This window comes from Vitiosangium sp. GDMCC 1.1324, assembly GCF_003044305.1.
Lineage (GTDB): Bacteria > Myxococcota > Myxococcia > Myxococcales > Myxococcaceae > Archangium.
The window spans coordinates 492,951-512,329 of record NZ_PZOX01000007.1 but is presented as its reverse complement, the minus strand read 5'-3'; the positions used below and the strand labels follow the sequence as shown (position 1 = coordinate 512,329).

15 protein-coding genes are annotated in these 19,379 nt (G+C 68.9%); 7 read left to right on the top strand and 8 right to left on the bottom strand.

Features of this window, described 5'->3' with window-relative positions; all coding sequences use genetic code 11:
• The first annotated feature begins 41 nt into the window (after positions 1-41).
• From DAT35_RS23140 to DAT35_RS23130, 3 genes are all read left to right on the top strand, one after another.
• Positions 42-1,727 carry a methyl-accepting chemotaxis protein gene (locus DAT35_RS23140; RefSeq protein WP_233261652.1) on the top strand — a complete coding sequence of 562 codons (1,686 nt, stop codon included), beginning with the start codon at positions 42-44 and terminating at the stop codon, positions 1,725-1,727.
• 98 nt (positions 1,728-1,825) lie between these two features.
• Positions 1,826-4,075 carry a hypothetical protein gene (locus tag DAT35_RS23135; protein WP_108069269.1) on the top strand — a complete coding sequence of 750 codons (2,250 nt, stop codon included), beginning with the start codon at positions 1,826-1,828 and terminating at the stop codon, positions 4,073-4,075.
• Positions 4,072-5,412, top strand: coding sequence for a hypothetical protein (locus DAT35_RS23130; protein ID WP_108069268.1), 1,341 nt, complete (start codon positions 4,072-4,074; stop codon positions 5,410-5,412). The genes DAT35_RS23135 and DAT35_RS23130 overlap by 4 nt, the downstream gene beginning before the upstream one ends.
• A gap of 7 nt (positions 5,413-5,419) precedes the next feature.
• On the opposite strand, the gene DAT35_RS23125 is transcribed toward DAT35_RS23130, so the two are convergent.
• Positions 5,420-7,153 carry a hypothetical protein gene (locus DAT35_RS23125; RefSeq protein WP_146209839.1) on the bottom strand — a complete coding sequence of 578 codons (1,734 nt, stop codon included), beginning with the start codon at positions 7,151-7,153 and terminating at the stop codon, positions 5,420-5,422.
• 185 nt (positions 7,154-7,338) lie between these two features.
• On the opposite strand from DAT35_RS23125, the gene DAT35_RS23120 reads away from it, so the two are divergent.
• The 3 genes from DAT35_RS23120 (at position 7,339) to mfd (ending at position 11,636) form a co-directional block, all read left to right on the top strand.
• Complete coding sequence (locus tag DAT35_RS23120) at positions 7,339-7,662, top strand: c-type cytochrome (RefSeq protein WP_199242970.1); 324 nt, start codon at positions 7,339-7,341, stop codon at positions 7,660-7,662.
• 69 nt (positions 7,663-7,731) lie between these two features.
• Entirely contained in the window at positions 7,732-7,935 is a 204-nt protein-coding gene (locus DAT35_RS59070) for a hypothetical protein (protein WP_158501837.1), read from the top strand.
• Between the two features lie 119 nt (positions 7,936-8,054).
• The gene (mfd, locus tag DAT35_RS23110; RefSeq protein WP_108069266.1) at positions 8,055-11,636 is read left to right on the top strand and encodes a transcription-repair coupling factor; all 3,582 of its coding nucleotides are present in this window, start codon (positions 8,055-8,057) and stop codon (positions 11,634-11,636) included.
• 65 nt (positions 11,637-11,701) lie between these two features.
• Here mfd and DAT35_RS23105 read toward each other — a convergent pair whose 3' ends face one another.
• The 7 genes from DAT35_RS23105 to DAT35_RS23075 all read right to left on the bottom strand — a co-directional run bounded on the left by DAT35_RS23105 (position 11,702) and on the right by DAT35_RS23075 (position 18,736).
• Entirely contained in the window at positions 11,702-12,790 is a 1,089-nt protein-coding gene (locus DAT35_RS23105) for a tetratricopeptide repeat protein (protein ID WP_108069265.1), read from the bottom strand.
• A gap of 54 nt (positions 12,791-12,844) precedes the next feature.
• Complete coding sequence (locus DAT35_RS23100; RefSeq protein ID WP_108069264.1) at positions 12,845-13,993, bottom strand: mannosyltransferase family protein; 1,149 nt, start codon at positions 13,991-13,993, stop codon at positions 12,845-12,847.
• Positions 13,990-15,675: a diguanylate cyclase gene (locus DAT35_RS23095; RefSeq protein WP_108069263.1), complete on the bottom strand. Its 1,686-nt coding sequence runs from the start codon at positions 15,673-15,675 to the stop codon at positions 13,990-13,992. The genes DAT35_RS23100 and DAT35_RS23095 overlap by 4 nt, the downstream gene beginning before the upstream one ends.
• Before the next feature lie 168 nt (positions 15,676-15,843).
• Positions 15,844-16,440, bottom strand: coding sequence for a hypothetical protein (locus tag DAT35_RS23090; protein WP_108069262.1), 597 nt, complete (start codon positions 16,438-16,440; stop codon positions 15,844-15,846).
• 181 nt (positions 16,441-16,621) lie between these two features.
• On the bottom strand, positions 16,622-17,785 hold the full coding sequence (gene argE / locus DAT35_RS23085; protein WP_108069261.1) for an acetylornithine deacetylase: 1,164 nt from the start codon (positions 17,783-17,785) through the stop codon (positions 16,622-16,624).
• Between the two features lie 87 nt (positions 17,786-17,872).
• A complete protein-coding gene (locus DAT35_RS23080; protein ID WP_108069260.1) occupies positions 17,873-18,340 on the bottom strand; it encodes a ferritin-like domain-containing protein in 468 nt (155 codons plus the stop codon).
• Positions 18,341-18,445: 105 nt separating this feature from the next.
• Positions 18,446-18,736: a hypothetical protein gene (locus tag DAT35_RS23075; protein ID WP_108069331.1), complete on the bottom strand. Its 291-nt coding sequence runs from the start codon at positions 18,734-18,736 to the stop codon at positions 18,446-18,448.
• A gap of 203 nt (positions 18,737-18,939) precedes the next feature.
• Here DAT35_RS23075 and DAT35_RS23070 point away from each other — a divergent pair, with 203 nt between their 5' ends.
• Entirely contained in the window at positions 18,940-19,374 is a 435-nt protein-coding gene (locus DAT35_RS23070; protein WP_108069259.1) for a CBS domain-containing protein, read from the top strand.
• Positions 19,375-19,379 lie beyond the last annotated feature (5 nt).

Sequence of the window (19,379 nt, the reverse complement as noted above, 5' to 3'; positions counted from 1 at the left end):
CCACTCCACGCAGCAGCGACTCACCCGCCTGATGGGCTTCGATGGACCGGGGGGCTTCTAGACCCATGAAGACGCTGGGAATCCGGGCCAGGACCCTCCTGCCGATCATGCTCCTGGGAACACTCCTGGGAGTGGTGACCACCTGGTATGTGGTGAAAGTCTCGCGCGACCAGATGGTGCAGATGGCGGTGGAGTCGGCCGAGCGCATCATCGCTCAGGTCGACGCGTTGCGCGGCTACTACACCCGAAATGTGGTGGCGCGCGCGCAAGCCAACGGCGTGGAGGCGACTCACGACTATACCGAGCATCCGGGAGCCATTCCCCTGCCGGCTACCCTGGTGCATCAGTTGAACTCCCTGGTGAGCCAGAAGCAGGGCTTCACCCTCCGGCTCTACAGTGAGTTCCCCTTTCCCTTCCGCTCGGATGGAGGCCCGCGAGACCCGTTCGAGCGGGACGCGCTCGAATTCCTCACCGCGAATCCGGATCAGCGCTATTGGCGGCTGACCGAGTTCGAAGGCGTCCCGGCGCTCCGTTACGCGATCGCGGACAGGATGACGACGCAGGCCTGCGTCGATTGCCACAACACCCACCCCCGCTCTCCCAAGCGCGGCTGGAAGTTGGGCGACGTGCGCGGGGTCCTCGAGGTGATCCAGCCGGTGGACCACCTGCTGGCCACCTCTGGCGCCGCGGCCCGAAACCTGGCGCTCTTCATCGCTCTGGGGATCTCGCTCGTGCTCGCGGCCACGGTGCTCAACGTGCACCGGATCTTGAAGTCCCTCCTGGATGCAGTACGGGTGGCGGAGAACATCGCCACGGGCGATCTGACCCAGCGGATGGAGCAGGGCCGCCAGGACGAGATCGGAAGGCTTCAGCAAGCGATGAGCGCGATGTCGCTGCGGCTCTCGCAAATCATCCACGAGGTCAGGGTCCGAGCGGATGGACTGCTCTCGGCCTCCTCGCAGGTGTCCTCGACCTCCCAGGTCCTCTCCCAGGGCACCAGCGAGCAGGCGGCCAGTTTCGAGGAAACCAGTTCGTGCATGGAAGAGATGAGTGCTTCCATCTCGAAGAACGGTGTGAACAGCCAGCGGGTGGCACAGATGGCGCGCGAGGGCGCCACCCATGCCGCGGAGACCTCCAAGGCTGTCCGCGAGACGGCATTGGCGATGAACACCATCGCAGAGAAGATCTCGATCGTCGAAGAGATCGCCTATCAGACCAACCTGCTGGCACTGAACGCGGCGATCGAGGCCGCACGCTCCGGAGAGAACGGCCGAGGGTTCGCCGTGGTGGCGTCGGAGGTGCGCAAGCTGGCCGAACGGAGCCAGGCCGCGGCCAGGGAGATCCGCGCGCAGGCCAACTCCAGCGTCAAGGAAGCCGAACACTCCCAGGTGCTCCTGTCGGAGCTCGTGCCCTCCATCCGGACGACGGCGGAACTGATCCACGAGGTGGCCGCTTCCTCGAACGAGCAGGCCACCGGTGTGGCGCAGGTGAACAAGGTGATGGTGCAGATGAACCAGGTGACCCAGACGAACGCGGCAATGGCTGAAGAGCTGGCCTCCACCGCAGAGGAGTTGGCTCATCAAGCCCAGGCACTCCAGCAGCTTCTGGTCGTCTTCCGCGTCGACGAGGCGGAGCACCCGGTGTGCGATCCTCAGGGCACCTCGCCACGGAGTCCCGCCCCCGCTGTCGCGCCGCGGACTGCCGCTGGAGCCTCTCCCCACCCATGAACGCGGCGGATGAGCGCGATGCGCCAGCCCTCCCGGAAGCAAATCCCACATCCAGGCGAGGTGTTTGACACCATTCCGGCTCGCTGGTGAGGTGCAGCATGTCCACCCGTTTTGTTGGACCGCTCCCGGTAGGGCGACACCTCGGCCCGCTCCTCGTGGCACTGATGGCGCTGGTGCTACTCGGTGGTTGCGCCATGGGCCATCCGCTCGGGGGCCGCCTGAGCAGTGGCCACGACCTCCACTCGCCAGTGCCCTCGCGCCTCTCCGACTCCAGGCCGAAGCACCCGGCCACCTCTCTCGTGCAAACGGAAGGGATGGGAAGCGCGGGAGGCTTTCCCGAGCAGACGACCGACGCCTTTCAAGGGGGACGGGCAACGGGCTGCCTGGAGGAAGAGGCGCGCCCCCCTGGCTGGCCCAACCTGTCCTCCGGTGATTCCGAGGAGCTCCTCGCCCCCTTCCTGGCGTGCACCTCGGTCGCGGACTTCATGGAGCTTCAGCGTGGGGTGGACATGCCCCGGCTGGTGGAGGCATTGGATGACTGGCACGCCGTCCGGCTCGGCGCCCTGGGGCCCCTGGGTGCGGACGCCGCCGAAGTCCTCAACCGCAAGCGAGCCTCCTACCTCGTCTATGCCACCGAGGAGTATGGCGTTGTCTACGCCGAGGTATTCGCCACCTTCGTCCTCCACTCGGCCTTCGACGACGAGCTGAAGCAGGTACTTGTGCTGCTGGCCCGGGACAAGCAGCTCGGCCAGACACTGGGACTCATGCCTGCCGTCCGCGCCGAGTTGGAGCGGCGCGGATTGAAACTCTCGGACTACGCCGATCGGGGCGAGCAACCCGGTGACGTCCTGCGGGGCCTGGGCCGCGCTGCCAGAGACGCCCTCAACAGCACCCAGCAAAGCGATGGGGCTCGCTACATGAACATGTCCGCGCAGCTCCTCCAATTGCCGCCGCCCTACCGGGAGTCCTTCCACGAGGTGGAGCGGGCACTGATGCGGCAGCACTTCGCTCCGGACAGCGTGGCGCTGGGGTGTTTCGACCACCTGACCTTCGGCATGCCACTGGGCTTCTACCACCTGGTGGCCGGGTCGGGCCACGGGCTGTACTCGCTGACCCAGGGCCAATACGAGCAGGCCACGCGCGAGCTGGCTCCCGCGGCGCTGATGGGCGCTTTGTACGCACGCGGCAAGGCCATGCGCTACCTCTCGGAGGCCCGAGGTGTCACGAGCGCCGGGATGGGACTCCAGGTCATGGAGCTGCGGTTGGGGGCCATCAAGGAGATGGCGCGGCAGTTGGAGGCGCGGCTGGGCGCGGACGGCATTCGAGAGCTGGCCCGGTACATTCAAGCCAACCGGGAGGCCGCCGCCTTCGTCGGCGCGGGGGGCGAGCCCGCCGCCGCGGCCCTCTTCGAGGCTCGGGGCGACGTGGCCAAGGCACAAGTCTGGTTGTCTCAGGCGAAGCCTCAGCGCGCGGGCCCCCAGGCGGCACGAAGCGGTGCGGGGAAGAGCTCCGGGGGAGTGGCGGACGTGGCGGAGGAGCCGGCACGCCCCAGGGCCAGCGCCGAGAAGAGCTTCGGCGGCATGGCCTCGCTGGTGGATGTGGAGCTTGGCCTCACCCCCGAGGTGGTGGAGGCCAAACTCTTCCAGGCGGAGCTGGAGACCGCGGGTCCGCGCCTGCCCGCGGACGTGGCCCTGCTGAAGCAGCAGCGTCCCTCGCTGGAGGCTCCGCCGCCGGGAGTGCCCGAAGGCTCCGCGCTCTGGAGCGAGTACGTGACCTACCGGGGGAAACGGCTGGCTGAGTTGGCGCAGGGCAAGGCGGTCGAGGGGCCCCTCCGGTGGGAGGCCTACGAGCAGATGCGGGGGCTGTTCGCCCGAGGGCTGGTATTCGAGCGAATCATGGTGGCCCTGTTTCGCGCCGACGCGGCGCTTCCGCGGGCGCAACGCCGGTGGCTCAAGGACTTCAACATGCCGCGCGTCGAGACAAACGTGGGCGTGGCGAAGGAGGGCGTTCCCGGCGTGCGCTACGCGGACGTACTCGTCATCGAGGAGCAACCGCCTGCGGGCCAGCCGCCCCGCGTGGAGACCTTCAGCTTCAAGAGCCGCAACCTCGCGTCGCTGACAGGAGACCTCTTGAAGGCGCAGATGACGGCGGACGCGCGCGACGCACTTCGGTATTACGGAGGGACTCTGGACATCCGCCGGCCCTCACTCAAGCTCCGTGTGCGGGTCCAAAGGGTCCGCCTCATCTACGAGGGCGACAGCCTCAAACCCAAGGCTCCGGGAAGGTTACAGTTTGCTGTGAATGAAACACAGAACGCGGTCAAGGGAGTGGAGGTGTTGGTTCAATGAAGGCGCTGGAGTTCCACGACCTGGGCGTTGAGGACAGTCTCCGGCTCTCCTTCGAAGCGACCTTCGACCAGCAAGCTGCACTCGAGCGCGAGCTGGAGCCCTTTCTCCAGGCACTTGAGGAGTATGCGGGCGAGTGGATGCCGGACGTCGTCGAGGGCAAGCGGCGACGCAAATACTCCCGCGCCGCCATTTGGAAAGCCCTGGAGGAACGACGCGATGAGAACAGCATGGGGCTCGGGCTCTATCGGACGAAGTGGCCCGCATTGGATATGGCCTTCAGTCTCTGGTTCCCGCCCAGCCCTCTCAGGCTGAACATCTGGGTCGCTATCCAACCGCTCTCCTTCTTCGCCGAGGAGGAGCGCTGCCGCAGGTTCGTCGACATGGTCCGCGCCTGGGCCTCCCACTATCCGGTCACCTACGCCTCGGCCAACAGCCTGGCGGAAGACCAGTTGTCGGGTGCTCCCTGGTTCGGCCGCGATATGCAGACCTCGATACGAGACGGGTTCGACAAGCTCTACGAGGTGTCCTGGCTCAACGTCTTCGGTCCGAAGCTGGTGGAAACCGTCGGCCGCGAGCGCATGCTCTCCACGCCAGCCCAGCGGGTGGAGGAGTTGCCCAACGGCTCCATCCTCCTGGTGACCTGGCCCATCGCGGCGGACTTCGCCAGCGACGAGGCTCGCCAGGCCCAGGCCCGAGCCTACGCCCACCTCCGGCCAGACCTCGACTTCGACACCGTGCTGCGCACCCTGCGCGAGCGCAGCGCCACGCTCGCCCCCGTGGAGCCTCATTTCCCTCCGGACATGGCTCCGCTTCTCTCGCGCGTGGTGGACCACGTCCCCATCAGCGAGCGCCAGCGCAAGATTGCCGAATTCAACGCCTGGCAGCCCCCTGAGCCGGACGAGTGGTTCCCCTCGGAATCGGCTCTGCCCTCGGACGTGAACGACCAGGCCCTCGTTTGCAGGTACTATTCGACTCTCGCCGAGCGCCTCGTGGCACTCCTGCACACCAAGGTGCCCTCGGTCTTCGAGGCGGCCCCAGAGTCCCTCACGGACGTCGACCTCCACTTCTGGTCCGAGAACTTCCCGGAGCGCTTCGAGCGCAAGAACATCGACGAGCACGCCATACCCGCCATCAGCGCGTACATGGGCGAGCTCCTGGTGCGCCACCTGGGCGGGCGGTGGGTACCGCGCAAGAAGCTCGGGGAGATGCAAGTCATCGTGGGCAACCGCGTCTGGCTCCCGTATGTCCGAGCCCACCGCTACATGCGCTCGCGCCAGGCTCTGCTGGACTTCTCCCTCACCCAGCTCTACCGCGTGGCCGAGCGCCACCGGGGCTGACCCCGCCTCACGGCACGGATGTCTGGGACGCCGTCGGGGGGCAGCCCGGAGTGCTCGCATCGCAGAGCTGGTAGAGCGTGAACTCCGCGCCTCCCTTGCCCCTCAGCCGCTCGACGACGACGGCCTGCCCCCGGTACGGCTCCAGCACCGAGTACGGCAGCTTCAGGCGCTCCCCGTTGAAGCGCCGCCACTCCTCCTCGCTCTGGTCCAGCAGCCCGAAGAAGTAGACTCGCCGGTGCTCGGCTCGCGCCTGGTCCACGAGCGCACGCAGGCGTGCGGTGAACACCTCCGGGCGCAGCCTCGTGGCGATCATCTCGTTCACGATGCTCCAGCACTCGAACGAGGGCGTGACGACATGGGTCAGCAGGGAGCTCGGCTCGTCCCAGCCCGCGCAGATGGCGACATCCGAAGGCCGCAGGCGCTTGGACAGCTCGGTCGCCACGTGCAGGTCCTCGTTGGGCATCACCCGCCGCCTCACGCCCCCCGCCACGAGGCTGATGAGCACCAGCAGCACCACCGGTGCCAGCGGGAACCAGTGGCGTACGGGTGACTCGGACTCCCGGGCCTCCGGCTCCCCTCCCTCGAAGAGGAGGCACAGAACGAGCGTGCTGCCCACCACGCCCCCCATCCACAGCTTCTCGTAGGTCGCGGACCAGTAGCTCGCGACCAGGTAGGTGCAGACCGTCCACAGCAGCGCTCCCGCCAGGTCGGCCGCCCTGTCCGAGCGCAGAAGCATGGGCGCCGCGCGGCGCAGGCGCAGGCCCACCGCGACAACGAAAGCGAGGAGCAGGGCCAGGATGGTCAGGTTGTAGGCCAGCACCGCCCTCGGAGCCTCCAGGAGGCGGGCGGCCCCGAGCCAGTCCCACAGCGGCGCGAACGCGTTGGCGAAGCCGAAGACGGCCCCCATCAGGTGGCGGGGGTCGAAGTGCCCGAAGAGACCACCCCCCGTGGGGAGCTCGAAGAAGGACTGGGCATGCCCTCCCACGGCAACGGGAGCCGCGCTCAGCCACCGCCCCACCAGGAGGATGCCCAGCAGCGTGCCCACCGCGACCAGGCCCACCTCCAGGACGGCCACGACCCCGCGCCCGAGCTGCCGGTGCCGCAGGTAGCGCAAGCCCACCATCGAGCCCAGCAGCACGCAGACGCCAATCGACGTCAGGTAGAACGCGCCGCTCAGGCCCGCCAGCGCACCGCCCAGCCACCGGGAGCCCCGCGACTCGGGCGCACGCCGCACCACGGCGGCCGCGAGCAGCATCCAGGGCACGGACGCCATCGGCTCCGTCATGTCCGTGGCATGCAGCAGGTACGCATGGGACAGGCCCGTGAGGGCCACGCCAAGCCAGGCGCCACGCCGCGACACTCCACAGCGGTGCAGCAGCAGGAAGAGTGCCACCAATCCCGCCGCGCCCAGTAGGGCGTTGAGCCCCTGGAAGAACGCGAGCGCCACGGGCCGCTCCGTCACGCTCGCGAGCAGCGAGGAGAATCCCGTGCCCTGCACGAGCCGCCAGGCGCCCCATCCCAGGTACGGAGTCAGGAAGTGGTTGTTTCCTCCCGGCCCGGGCACGTCCCGCCCGGTCAGGTATGGGAGCCAGCGGTAGCCGTCCCCGATGTACTCACGCGAGAGCAGGGCCAGGAAGAACAGGGCCGCGCCCACGAACACCCCGAGCAGGTCTCGCCGGAGCCAGCGCTCACCGGGAGCTCTCGCCGCAGCCTCCGAATCCGATGGTGGGTGATTCATCATCCGTGCACCAGGCGGCGGGCATCCAACCACGGCGTCCGTCGCGAGTGCCACCGAAGCGCACCTGTCAGGACCCAGGCCGCAAGGACGGAGGCCGGGCGGATTCGCGGTTTCCCTGGCCACGACCATCCCTGTCGGTCGACACTGTGCTTCGTCCCCCGCTGACGTCTCTCCTGGAGAACTCCACCATGAAGATCCGGTTCGCCCTGCTGCTCTCCTTCTCCCTGGCCACCGCCGCCCAGGCCGACGAGTCCGCCGCCGAGATTTGGACGGCCAAGTGCAAGTCCTGCCACGGACCGGATGGCAAGGCGCAGACCCAGATGGGCAAGAAGGAGTCCATCGTCGACATGTCCCAGGCGGCCTGGCAGCAGGCCGAGTCCGACGCGGAGATCCGCGAGGTCATCGCCGAGGGCTCCACCCGCAACAAGAAGATGAAGGCCTACAAGGACAAGCTGACCCCGCAGCAGATCGACTCGCTCGTCGCCTACATCCGCACCCTCAAGAAGGGCTGATTCCCCTCCGAGTGTGGGGTGAATATCCCTGTCGCGGTCCTCGTCCCCTCGCGACCGGAGGCATTCCCCATGCGTACCCTCACTGCCGCCCTCGTCTCCCTGCTTGCCCTCTCCAGTCTCCTCGGCTCGGCAGGCCGCCTGCTTCCCGCCGCGTCCCCCGCCGAGGCCCGCCTCGGTCCCGCGCCCCTCCTCGATGGTGGAAACGGGGGGGACGACGACGATGACGACGGCGACGAGGACGACGATGATGAGGACTTCCGGGTGGTTGGCTGAGTAGGCACCTGTAGGCCGTGGCCCTGGTTGACGCTCTCCCACCGGGCCCGCCTCTCTTCCGTTGACCCACACGGGTCCGGCTCCTAATTACCGGGGGGCCCACCAAGGCGCCCCCCCGGATGGAAACTCCTTTTACCCAGAAGCTCGACGCGGAGGCTCTCCGCACGTCTCCCGTGACAGGGGACCCCTTCGCCCGCGTGCAGGAACTGCTGCGCGCCGGGCAGCGTGTCCGCACGCAAGGTCTCCAGGGAGCCGCTCGAGGCCATGCGCTCGCCCGCCTGACTCGCACCCTGAAGGCTCCCCTCATCTGCATTGCCCCCGACGAGGAGGCCGCGGATGCGCTCGCCAACGACCTCGCCTTCTTCCTGGGCGGCAAGGGCACCCCGCTCGAGCCCCACGTCCTCCGCCTTCCCGCCGACGAGGTGCTCCCCTACGACGAGCTCTCCCCGGATGCGGATGCCGTCGCGGATCGGCTCGGAGCCCTCTTCCACCTCGCCAGGGGCACCCGCTTCCCCGCGCTCGTGCTGTCGCTGCGCGGTCTGTTCCGCAAGGTGCTGCCGCCCCGGGTGATGAACGAGCTGTCCGAGCTCGTCCGCGTGGGGCAGGACGTCGACCGCGACGCGCTCGCCCGCAAGCTCGCCAACATGGGCTACCAGTCCAGCCCGCTCGTCGAGGACCTGGGCACCTTCTCCGTGCGCGGCGGCCTCATCGACGTCTTCAGCCCGCTCTACGACAAGCCCGTCCGCCTCGAGTTCTTCGGCGACACCATCGAGTCCATCCGCGTCTTCGACCCGGAGACCCAGCGCACGGTGGACTCGCTCCAGGAGATCATCCTCCTGCCCGCTCGCGAGGTCATCTTCTCCGAGCAGACGCGCACGCGCGCCGAGGCCGCCGCCCGCGCCGTGGCGGACCGCATCAACCTGCCCACCTCGCAGCTGCGCGAACGCCTGGACGCCATCCGCGAGGGCCTGCCCGGCTTCGGCCTGGAGGGGCTGCTGCCCGGCTTCTTCGAGGGCGGACTGGGCACCGTCTTCGACTACCTGCCGCACTGGCACCCGGAGCCGCTCTTCTACCTGGATGATCCCCTGGGCCAGGAGCGCATCGCCGAGGAGCTGTGGACCGAGGTGGAGCGCTCCGCACGGGCGTCCGACGAGCGCCAGGACCTCGCCTACCCTCCCGAGGAGCACTTCCTCACCCGCGCGCAGGTGGACCAGAGGCTCGCGGCCTTCCGAGTGCTGGAGGGCGGAGGCCTGTCGCTCACCCAGGGCGAGGCGGCCCCCGTGCACTTCCCCTTCGGCACGACGCAGGACGTGCGCGAGGCCATCCTCGCCCACCACGGTGAGGAGGGCGCGCTCACCCCGCTCGTCGAGCGGCTCCAGCGCTGGCGGGACACCCGCATCGCGTGCGCCGTGGCCTGCGGGACCCTCAGCCAGGCGGACCGGCTCAAGCGTCTGCTGTTGGACCGCAACGTGATGGTCCGCGTCCACACCGAGCCGCTCGCGGATGCCGCGAAGCTCTATGAGCCCTCGGTCTCCGCGCACCTCTTCACGGGCGAGGTGAGCCATGGCTTCGTGGATGGCGCGGGCGGGCTCGCCGTGCTCTCGGACGAGGAGATCTTCGGAGCGCGGGCCCGCCGGCGGGTGCGGCGCTCGAAGAGCCTGGATGCGTTCGCCTCGGGCTTCAAGGACCTGAAGGAAGGCGACATCATCGTCCACACCGACTTCGGCCTGGGCCGCTATGCGGGCCTGACGAAGATGCAGGTGAACGGCGTGCCCGGGGACTTCCTAGTCCTCGAGTACGCGGGCAAGGACAAGATCTACCTCCCGGTGAGCCGCATGCGGCTCATCCAGAAGTTCACCGGCGGTGACCCCACCACGGTGACGCTGGACAAGCTGGGGAGCACGTCCTGGGAGAAGACGAAGAAGCGGGTCAAGGAGCAGTTGCTCAAGATGGCGGCGGACCTGCTCAACATCGCGGCGGCGCGCCGGGCACACCCGGGCCACGCCTTCAGCCCGCCGGACCGGTACTACGCCCAATTCGAGGCGGACTTCGAGTTCGAGGAGACGCCGGACCAGGCCAAGGCCATCGAGGACGTGCTGGCCGACATGCAGAAGACCGAGCCGATGGACCGGCTCGTCTGCGGCGACGTGGGCTACGGCAAGACGGAGGTGGCGATGCGCGCCGCCTTCAAGGCGACGCTGGACCGGAAGCAGGTGGCGGTGCTGGTGCCCACCACGGTGCTGGCCCAGCAGCACTACCTGTCCTTCAAGAAGCGCTTCAAGGACTACCCCGTCACGGTGGAGGTCATCTCCGGGATGAAGAAGCCCCCCGAGGTGCGGGAAATCCTCAAGCGCGCCAAGGAGGGCAAGCTGGACGTCCTCATCGGCACGCACAAGCTGCTGGGTGGGGACGTGGCCTTCAAGGAGCTGGGGCTGCTCGTGGTGGACGAGGAGCAGCGCTTCGGGGTGAAGCACAAGGAGCAGATCAAGAGGCTGCGCTCGCAGGTGGACGTGCTCACGCTGTCGGCGACGCCGATTCCCCGCACGCTCCACATGGCCATGTCCGGCGTTCGGGAGATGAGCATCATCGCCACCCCGCCGCAGGATCGGCGCGCCATCCGCACCTTCGTGATGAAGTTCGATGAGCAGACCATCAAGGACTCCATCGAGCGCGAGGTGGCCCGCGGCGGCCAGGTCTTCTTCGTGCACAACCGCGTGGAGTCCCTCCCCGCGATGGAGGACACCCTCAAGAAGCTGGTGCCGAACATCACCATCGGCGTGGCGCACGGACAGATGGGCGAGGGGCAGCTCGAGAAGGCGATGCTGGACTTCACCGAGAAGAAGTACCAGGTGCTGCTGTGCACCAGCATCATCGAGAGCGGCATCGACATCTCGAGCGCCAACACGATGATCGTCAACCGGGCGGACACGTTCGGTCTGGCGCAGCTCTACCAGTTGCGAGGGCGCGTGGGCCGCTCGAAGGAGCGTGCGTACGCGTACCTGCTGGTGCCGGCGCGGACGGCGATCAGCAAGGACGCGCAGCGGCGCCTGGAGGTGCTCCAGCGCTTCACCGAGCTGGGCGCGGGCTTCTCCATCGCCAGCCACGACCTGGAGATTCGCGGCGCGGGCAACCTGCTGGGCGCCGAGCAGTCGGGGTCCATCTCGGCGATCGGCTTCGACCTGTACGCGCAGCTGCTGGAGGAGGCGGTGTCCGAGGTCCGGGGCGAGCCGCCGAGGGTGCAGATCGAGCCCGAAATCACCATGCCCATCCCGGCGCTCATCCCGGATGACTACGTGCCGGACGTGCACCAGCGGCTGGTCTTCTACAAACGCTTCAGCCAGGCCGGCAATCCGGACGAGGTGCAGGACCTGCGCTCCGAGCTGGTGGACCGTTTCGGCGAGGCGCCGGACGAGGTGGACAACCTCTCGGAGCAGACGCTGCTGAAGATCGACATGCGCGACCTGCGGCTGCGTGGGCTGGAGGGAGGCCCGGGCCGGCTGGTGGTGACGCTGGGCGCGGACGCGCTCCTGGACGGAATGCGGGTGGCGGCCCTGGTGCAGAAGTCCAAGGGTGTCTACCGGCTCACCCCGGACATGAAGCTGGTGGTGAAGCTGGACGCGCAGGTGAAGGACCAGGCGCTCATCGTCGAGGCCAGGAAGGTGCTACGCGACCTTCACACCTGCGCCCTGCCCCAGGCGTAGTCAGGAGGCTCGGGCATTCGGCTCGAGCCTCCGTCGAGGCCACACGGCCTGGTTGAGGCAGCCCGTTACGGGGCCAGGGCCTGGAGCCGCTGCTCGGCGTGGGTCTTCACGTCGAACGGCAGCTTCGCGCTGGACGCGAGCAGCTTCCGGAAGGCCTCCACCGCGCACTCCTTGTCCTTCCTGGCGTCACAGGCCCGCGCGAGCGTGTCCAGGTAGCTCGCCCGCTCGCCCCGAACCGCGATGGCGGCGCGCACCAGGGTGACGGGCTCCTCCGTCTTGACGCCCCGCTCCACCATCAGGAACGCCAGGTTGTTCTGCGCGTCCGCGCGCAGCAGCTTCTCTCGCTCGTGGAAGCCCGGAATCGCCTTCCGATACTCCTGCTCGGCCCGCGGCTTCTCCCCCTTCCGGCTCAGCAGCAGGGCGAGGTTGTAGTGCGCGTCCGCGTAGTCGGCGGCCAGCTTCAGCGCGGCCTCGAACTCGGTGATGGCCTCCTCCACATGCCCCTCGGTGGCCAGCTTCGAGCCCTGCGCGTTATGCGCCGCGGCCTCCGGGGGCACCCTCATCGCCGCGTGCCACTGGGACAGGAACATGAACAGCGCCTCCGCCTGCGGTGCCTCGGGGGCCAGTGCCTTCACCCGATCGGCCGCCGCGAAGGCGTCATCTATCTTGCCGACCTGGGCTCGCAGGAGCGCCAGGTCGTACCAGGCCTGGACCGCCTCCTCGTCCAGCGCCACCGCCCGCTCCAAGTGCTCCAGCGCCTGCTGCGGCTGATCCTCGCCCCGGAGCACACTCGCCAGGATGTAGCGGATGGGGGCGCTGTCCTTCACCGTCACGCTCTTCTCCAGCTCCGCGATGCCCTCCTCCTTCTGGCCGAGCATGATGCTCGCCATCCCCGCGTAGGCGAGGGCCTCCCCGTTCTCCGGCTCGCGCTGCGCGAGCTCGCGGGCGAGCGATTGGAGGCGTGGCCAATCCTTGCTCTCGCGCGCCTTTTGAATCTCCGCCTTCAGCGTGTCGAGCGAGACCGGGTCCTTCACCTCGGTCTTCGCGGACGCCTCGGGGGCGCCACTGGAGGAGGGCGCGGAGGGAGTGGTCGAGGTGGCGGTGGTGGCACAACCCACCGTCATGCACAGCAATCCAACGAGGAGCTTTCGCATCGGGCCACCTTAACAGGTGGCCTCCTATGCCCCTCGCCCCTTCTCCGTCGAGGCTCAGTACGCCCACCGGCCCACGGCGTACCCCCGCGCCGTCGCGAGGTTCAGCAGGAGCAGGGCCACCACCACGACGCCCTGGAACCACACCGGACGCCGGGCGCACCGGTCCCCCAGGAAGAAGAGCAGCGGGAAGACGACGGTGCCAAAACGGAACACGTTCGCCACCTCGCCCTGCAGGAGCATCACGGCCATGGAGAGCGCGGCATAGAGCCCCAGCGCGGGCTGCCGGCGCGACAGGAACCACGTGCCGATGAGGCAAACCCAGAACACGCCGTAGCGCAGCAGGTAGGGGCTGCGCGTGTTCTGCCAGGGGTTGCCGAAGATGAAGGTCTTGAAGACCGCCGCCACCGAGTCGGCGTGGTGCCACCCGTTCTGCGCATGCAGGAACGCCAGCGGAGTCCCCGCGGCCAGGTACTCGAACGCGAGGAAGCAGAGCGCCCCGAGCGCCCCGAGCGCTCCCACGAGGACGAAGGCGCGCAGCCGCCGCGCCCCGCCCTGCTCCCGCGTGGCGGCCAACACCGCCGTGGCCAGCACGACGAAGGCGCCCTGGTTGCGCGTCAGCACGCACAGGGCCGCGAGCAGGCCCCCCCACCCGGGCCGCCGCGTCGCACCAAAGAACAGGGCGAGCGAGGACAGCACCAGGAAGAGCGACTCCGTGTGGTGCGAATGAAAGACATAGCTGGCCGGGGCGAGCAGGAAGACGAGCCACCCGAGCCGCGTCCGGGGCATCAACCCCTCCGGCAGATCGTCCCGCTCGCGGGCCCGTGCGACGAGCAGCGCGAAGCCGAGGAAGGCGGCGGTCGAGAGCACCGCGCCCAGCACCTGCACCTGCTCCACGCCGAGCACGCTCGCCACGGCCCGCACCGTCATCGGGTAGAGCGGGAAGAACGCCCAGTGCTCGCCGCTGTAACCCTCACGGATGATGAGGGTGTAGTGGCTCGCGTCCCAGCGGTCGAGGATGTCCGTCAGGGCCGGGCCCCGGGTCCATGACACCCACAGCCAGAGCGCCAGGTGGGCGATGAACACCCCAGCGGCGCTCCCGAGCAGGAACGCGCGTGACACGGGGGCTCCGAGGCTGAGCTCCCTCAAGGGGAGCGCGGCGGAGTCCTGCTCGAGCGGAATGGCGACGTCCGGGGAAGGCTTCACTTGTGCTCGCCATGCGCCGCGCCCGCACGGCCCGCCTCGAGGATGGCCCGGGAGAGGTCATCCATCACCCGCAGCAGTTCCTGCCGCACCTCGTCGGTGGACTGGCGGAGCTGCGAGGTGAGCGTGTGCAGCGTGTCGCCCGGATCCGAGGCCTCATGCAGCATGCGGGCGGCCGTGCGCGTGGCGGTGAGCGGGCCTTCCAGGTCCTCCGCCACGAGCCGGCGCAACCGCTCCATGACGCCGGACGTCCCCACGCTGGGAGCGGCGGCCGCGGGGATTGCGGGCGATGGGGGCTCCTGGCTGACCGAGACGGCACATACCCGGTTCCGCCCCTGGCGCTTGGCGGTGTACAGCGCCGCGTCGGTGAGCTCGATGAGCTCGGAGATGGAGGAGGTGTGCGCGGGGAAACAACCCACGCCCGCGCTCATGGTCAGCGCGCGGCTGCCACCCCGGGCCCCCGTCACCAGGGCCCCATCCACCGCGGCCCGGAAGCGCTCGGCGGCGATGAGCCCCTGCTCCAGGTCCGTCTCGGGGAGGATCATCGCGAACTCCTCGCCCCCGTGACGGGCCACCACGTCCGTCGAGCGCGCCGTCTGGCGCAGCCGCTTGGACACCTCGCGCAGGGCCTCGTCTCCAGCGCTGTGGCCTAGGTTGTCATTCACCTGCTTGAAGTGGTCCAGGTCCAGCAGCACCAGCGTCATCGGGTGCTTGTAGCGCTGGGCGCGCCGGAACTCGACGCCGAGCGCCTCGTGGAAGTAGGCGCGGTTGTAGAGCCCGGTGAGCGGGTCCGTCACCGCCACCAGCATGGCCCGGTCTCGCGAGCTGCGCAGCTGACGCTGGCGGCGCTGGCGGCGCAGGGCGCTTCCCAGGCGCGCGGCCAGCTCGGCCATGGGCGTCTGCAGGGTGAGGTAGTCATCGGCGCCCGAGTCGAACGCCATCACCCGGCGCGCGGTGGACTCGGTCTCGTCCACCACGAGGATGGCGGGCGCCTCCTCGTCGAAGCCGAAGCGCTTGAGCAGCGGCGCCTCTCCCTCGAGCGCCACCGGGTAGCTGACGACGAGCAGGTCCGCGTCCGAGGTGGCCATGCGCTGCGAGGACGCGCGCTGGGTGAGCTGGAACTCGCCGCCCACGGGCGAGCCCCTCAGGGCCCTCGCGAGCCGCTCGCTCACCACGGGCATGTGGTGGATGATTTCCACCCGGGCCTGGGGCGGCGTGGGGGCCTCCGGCTCGCGCATGACGCGGGCCATGGCCTCGTGCTGCGCCTGCAGCTGCGCGCGCATCTTCCCCAGCGAGATGAACGAGCGCACGCGCGCCAGCATCTCGGCGTCCGGCGCCGTCTTGGTGAAGAAGTCGTCCGCACCCGAGACCAGGCCGAGCACGCGATCATCGGTGGTGTCGAGCGAGGTGAGCAGGAGGATGGGCGTGTTGTTGGTGCGCGGGTGGTCGCGCAGACGGCGCGTCAGCTCGTGGCCGTCGATGTGCGGCATCATCACATCGAGGATGAGGAGATCGAAGGGCTGCGGTCCCTCGGTGGCGAGTGCGACGGCCTCCCGTGGCGACGTCGTCATCACCACATCCAGTCCGCTCTCCTGCAGCCGGGAGCCGATGGCTTCGAGAGCAATGGGGCTGTCGTCCACGAGGAGGACGCGGCCAGTGGTGCCGAGAGAGTTGAGCGCTGCCATGGTCCGTTCTGGCCTCAGGGTATCAGGAGGGGTCGGAGGGAAGAGAGGGGGGCCCCGCGATTTGCTCCCCCCAGGAGCCCCTCGGGGCAATCCACCACGGCAGCCCTTCCGCTCGGGGAGCGAGCCGCCACGGACACCGTGTGATGTCCCTGGCGGCAGGGCGCTCGCCTACCAGGAGACGACGTAGGTACAGCGGTCGCCCCGCTGCTTGCGGCACGGGCCCGCCTCGTCGTGGGTGACGCGAGCATTGGACTGATAGCGCTGGGCCATGGCCGTGAGCAGGCCATGGTCGAACGCGCACGGATACGGGTTCTCACACAGGCAGATGATCTTCCGCTTTCCCGGCACCGGCTCGTAGCCGTAGTGGCCGATGCCCTCCTGCATGCGCCCGCTCTCCGGGTCGAACATGGGCCGGCCGTTCTTGCGGTGGTTCATGTGGTAGGCCACGTCGATGGACCGGATGGCCTCGTGGATGTCCTCGATGCCCTCGGGGAACACGGCATTGCGCGGTATGGCCATGCCAACCTGCATCAGCAGCCCATCCCCCAACTGCTTGCCAATCTGCTGGAAACACAGCAACCACGAGCGCTGCGGATACCACCCCTCCAGGTCCAGGTTCGCCAGGCCGTTGGGCGCCGGCGTGCCAATGCCCTCGTCCAACAGATAGGCACTGCCGAGCACCGCGAAGGTGTTGAAGCCGTCCACGACGGACTTCACCGAGTGGCCTTTGACCTCGATGCCCTCTTCGAAGGGGATGAATTGCATGTCGCGGCCTCCTCCCCGTGGCCTGCGCGACGCTCTCGGGTCCATGCCCAGTCCCACCGCGTGGAACTGTACCATCCAGGTCAGGTCTGCCTACTGGATTGATGCGCCCCGCGAACTTCGCTCCGGGTCATCTTTGCCCCTCTCGAAAAGTCCCGGGCCATGGACTGTCGCGCCGTGACGCTCAACGTCTGGCGTCGGGAACCGCCGTGCCACAAAAGTGCGCGATGGCCCGAGTGAGGTACGCCTCGCACCGCACCAGGTCCTCCATGGGTACGAACTCACCCGTCTGGTGCGCCACGCGGATGTCCCCGGGACCGAACACCACCGCCTCCGCGCCCAGCTCCGTGAGCTGCGGCGCCTCCGTGCCGAACGGCACCGTGATGGGCGCATTGCCAGACAGCTCCGCCAGCACCCGCACCACCTCCGCGTCCGCGCGCGTGTCCACCGCCGGCTCCGTGCGCAGCAGCCGGATGCGCGCCTCGTAGCCGGGCTCGTCGCGCACCAGCTCGTGCCGGATGGACTCCAGCAGCTCCATCACCCGCTCCTTCGGCTGCCGGGGAATGGGGCGCCACTCCACCGTGAAGCGGCACGCCCCGGAGATGACGTTGGGAGCCTTGCCCCCGCTGATGAGGCCCACGTTCACCGTGGTGAAGGGCGGCTCGAAGGACTCGTCCCGCTCCTCGCGCAGCCGCGTGCGCGCCAGCGTCTCCAGCTTCTGCAGGAAGCGCCCCGCGCGGAAGATGGCCGAGGCCCCCGCGTCCGGGTACGCGCTGTGCCCCTCGCGGCCCAGCACCTCCACCTCCGCCAGGCAGTAGCCCTTGTGGGCCCGCACCGGAACCAGGGACGTGGGCTCGCCCACGATGGCGTGCCTCGCCCGCCCCTTGCCCTGCGTCACCAGGAGCTTCGCCCCCTCGCAGCCCACCTCCTCGTCCGCCGTGAGCAGCACCATCAACGGCGCCCGCAGCCGCCCCGTGAAGTGCGTTGCCGCGTGCAGCGCGCAGGCGATGAAGCCCTTGGTGTCGCACGCGCCCCGGCCGTACAGCTTCCCGTCCCGCTCCGTCAGCCGCAGCGCGTCCGTCCACGCCGCGTCATACGGCACGCAGTCCGTGTGCCCCACCAGCGCCAGCCCCGCCCGCTCCTCGCCCCCGCCGCCCTTCACCGCGACGAGGTTCACCTTCTCCACCCCCGCCCCGTCCCGGTACGTCACCCGCTCCACCTGGAAGCCCGCCGCCTCCAGCCGCCCCCGCGCCAGCTCCACCAGGGGCGCGTTGGGGCGCGAAGACGTCGTGTCCAGGGCGACCAGCTCCGACAGGGTGGCACGCAACGCGGGCAGGGTGTCACTCACGACAGGCCTCCAGGGCTCGGGACTCCACGCTTCGCGCGGGACTCCTCCCCCGGAATGTAGACCCTCCCCCCCGCCCTCTCCCAGGCCTTACGCCTGGGCCTCGGCTTCCTCGCCCACCCACGGACGCTTGCGCACCGCTTCCTTTATCCACGTGATGTGCCGCTCCTCGTCCCGGCGGTTCTTCTCGATGAGCGAGCGCACCTCGGGGCTCCACTCGAAGCTCAGCGCCAGCTCATAGGCCCGGTTGGTGAACTCCTCGTTGCCGAGCATCGCCACCAGCGCCGCCTCCGTCCCCATCAGGCTCGTCATCGCCGTCAGGCCCTTCATCGCCGCGCCCCTCAAGTCCGGCCGCAGCTCCACCGGCTCCCCGCCGAAACGGCGGATGAACGCGTTGAGGTCCTGCACATGACGCACGTGGTCCACCCGGAACTCGTTCAGCCGCTCGCGCACCAACGGCTCCTTCACCCGGGCAATGGCCGCGTCGTAGGCCCCCACCGCGTCCACGTCCAGCTGCGCCAGACTCCGCAGCTTCTCCACCTCGGACTTGCGTGCCATCACGTCCTCCCCGCCCTTCCGGCAAAGTCCCCGGCAATCTGATCGGACCCTCCCGCACGGCCAACCCCACCGCCCCCGCGCCCGCCCGGACAGCGGACAGGCAGGCTATGCCCTGGCGGGGTCTGGCGTGCACCGGCGCTCGGCACGCCGGAGCTTCAACACGATGACCATCCCCACCAGTGCGCTCACCAACATCAGGGCATTGGTCACCACGAAGACCCAGTTGTGCACGAGCATGCTGTAGACGGTGAAGCCCGTGGAGGCGGTGATCTGCCCCACGAAGAGCCACTTCGACACGCCCTGGCTGACCCCCGACTTCCACAGTTTGAACACCTGGGTCCAGATGGTCAGTACCAGCACCAACGAACTGAACCATCCCAGGGCTTCGGTCCTCATGCATTCAACGATGCGCATGCCGTTGGACACACGAGGCAATGCTCCCCGCCGGGCGGCCGGGCAAGCCCGCGGCCCCGCTCCCCTCCCGCCTGGTGGGCAGGCCTCCGGACATGACAGCGGCAAGAGGAATCTCGCGGCACCGGAGCCGAAGCAGACACACCATCCCCTGCGAAGCCACCACCCACCGCCCCGAGGTGCGTCCCATGAAGATTCGAGACGTGATGACTCCGGACGCCGTCGCCGCCCACCCGGAGATGACGCTGATGGCCGCCGCGGAGATGATGCGCCTGCTCAACGTGGGCTCCCTACCCGTCGTCGAGGGCGAGCGCATCGTCGGCATCGTCACCGACCGCGACATCGTCGTGCGCGGCCTGGCGCTGGGCTTCGACGCGCGCAATGCCTCCGTCGCCGACGTGATGACCCGCAACGTGCAGACGTGCTCCGTGGACGACGACGTCGAGGACGTCGCCCATCAGATGGGCGAGTTGCAGGTGCGCCGCCTCCTCGTGGTGGACGAGCACGGGCAGCTCACCGGCATCGTCTCCCTGGGGGACCTCGCCATGGAGATGGAGGACGAGCGGCTCGCCGGAAGGGTGCTCGAAGACATCTCCGAGCCCCCCATGTCCCTGGCGCACTGAGGCGG

Coding starts and splice junctions, on each gene's coding strand:
- DAT35_RS23095 (WP_108069263.1), bottom strand. CDS start 15,675: ATGGCAGCGCTCAACTCTCTCGGCACCACTGGCCGCGTCCTCCTCGTG.
- DAT35_RS59070 (WP_158501837.1), top strand. CDS start 7,732: ATGCGTACCCTCACTGCCGCCCTCGTCTCCCTGCTTGCCCTCTCCAGT.
- DAT35_RS23105 (WP_108069265.1), bottom strand. CDS start 12,790: ATGCGAAAGCTCCTCGTTGGATTGCTGTGCATGACGGTGGGTTGTGCC.
- DAT35_RS23130 (WP_108069268.1), top strand. CDS start 4,072: ATGAAGGCGCTGGAGTTCCACGACCTGGGCGTTGAGGACAGTCTCCGG.
- DAT35_RS23070 (WP_108069259.1), top strand. CDS start 18,940: ATGAAGATTCGAGACGTGATGACTCCGGACGCCGTCGCCGCCCACCCG.
- DAT35_RS23125 (WP_146209839.1), bottom strand. CDS start 7,153: ATGATGAATCACCCACCATCGGATTCGGAGGCTGCGGCGAGAGCTCCC.
- DAT35_RS23135 (WP_108069269.1), top strand. CDS start 1,826: ATGTCCACCCGTTTTGTTGGACCGCTCCCGGTAGGGCGACACCTCGGC.
- mfd (WP_108069266.1), top strand. CDS start 8,055: ATGGAAACTCCTTTTACCCAGAAGCTCGACGCGGAGGCTCTCCGCACG.
- DAT35_RS23080 (WP_108069260.1), bottom strand. CDS start 18,340: ATGGCACGCAAGTCCGAGGTGGAGAAGCTGCGGAGTCTGGCGCAGCTG.
- DAT35_RS23140 (WP_233261652.1), top strand. CDS start 42: ATGGACCGGGGGGCTTCTAGACCCATGAAGACGCTGGGAATCCGGGCC.
- DAT35_RS23090 (WP_108069262.1), bottom strand. CDS start 16,440: ATGCAATTCATCCCCTTCGAAGAGGGCATCGAGGTCAAAGGCCACTCG.
- DAT35_RS23120 (WP_199242970.1), top strand. CDS start 7,339: ATGAAGATCCGGTTCGCCCTGCTGCTCTCCTTCTCCCTGGCCACCGCC.
- DAT35_RS23075 (WP_108069331.1), bottom strand. CDS start 18,736: ATGAGGACCGAAGCCCTGGGATGGTTCAGTTCGTTGGTGCTGGTACTG.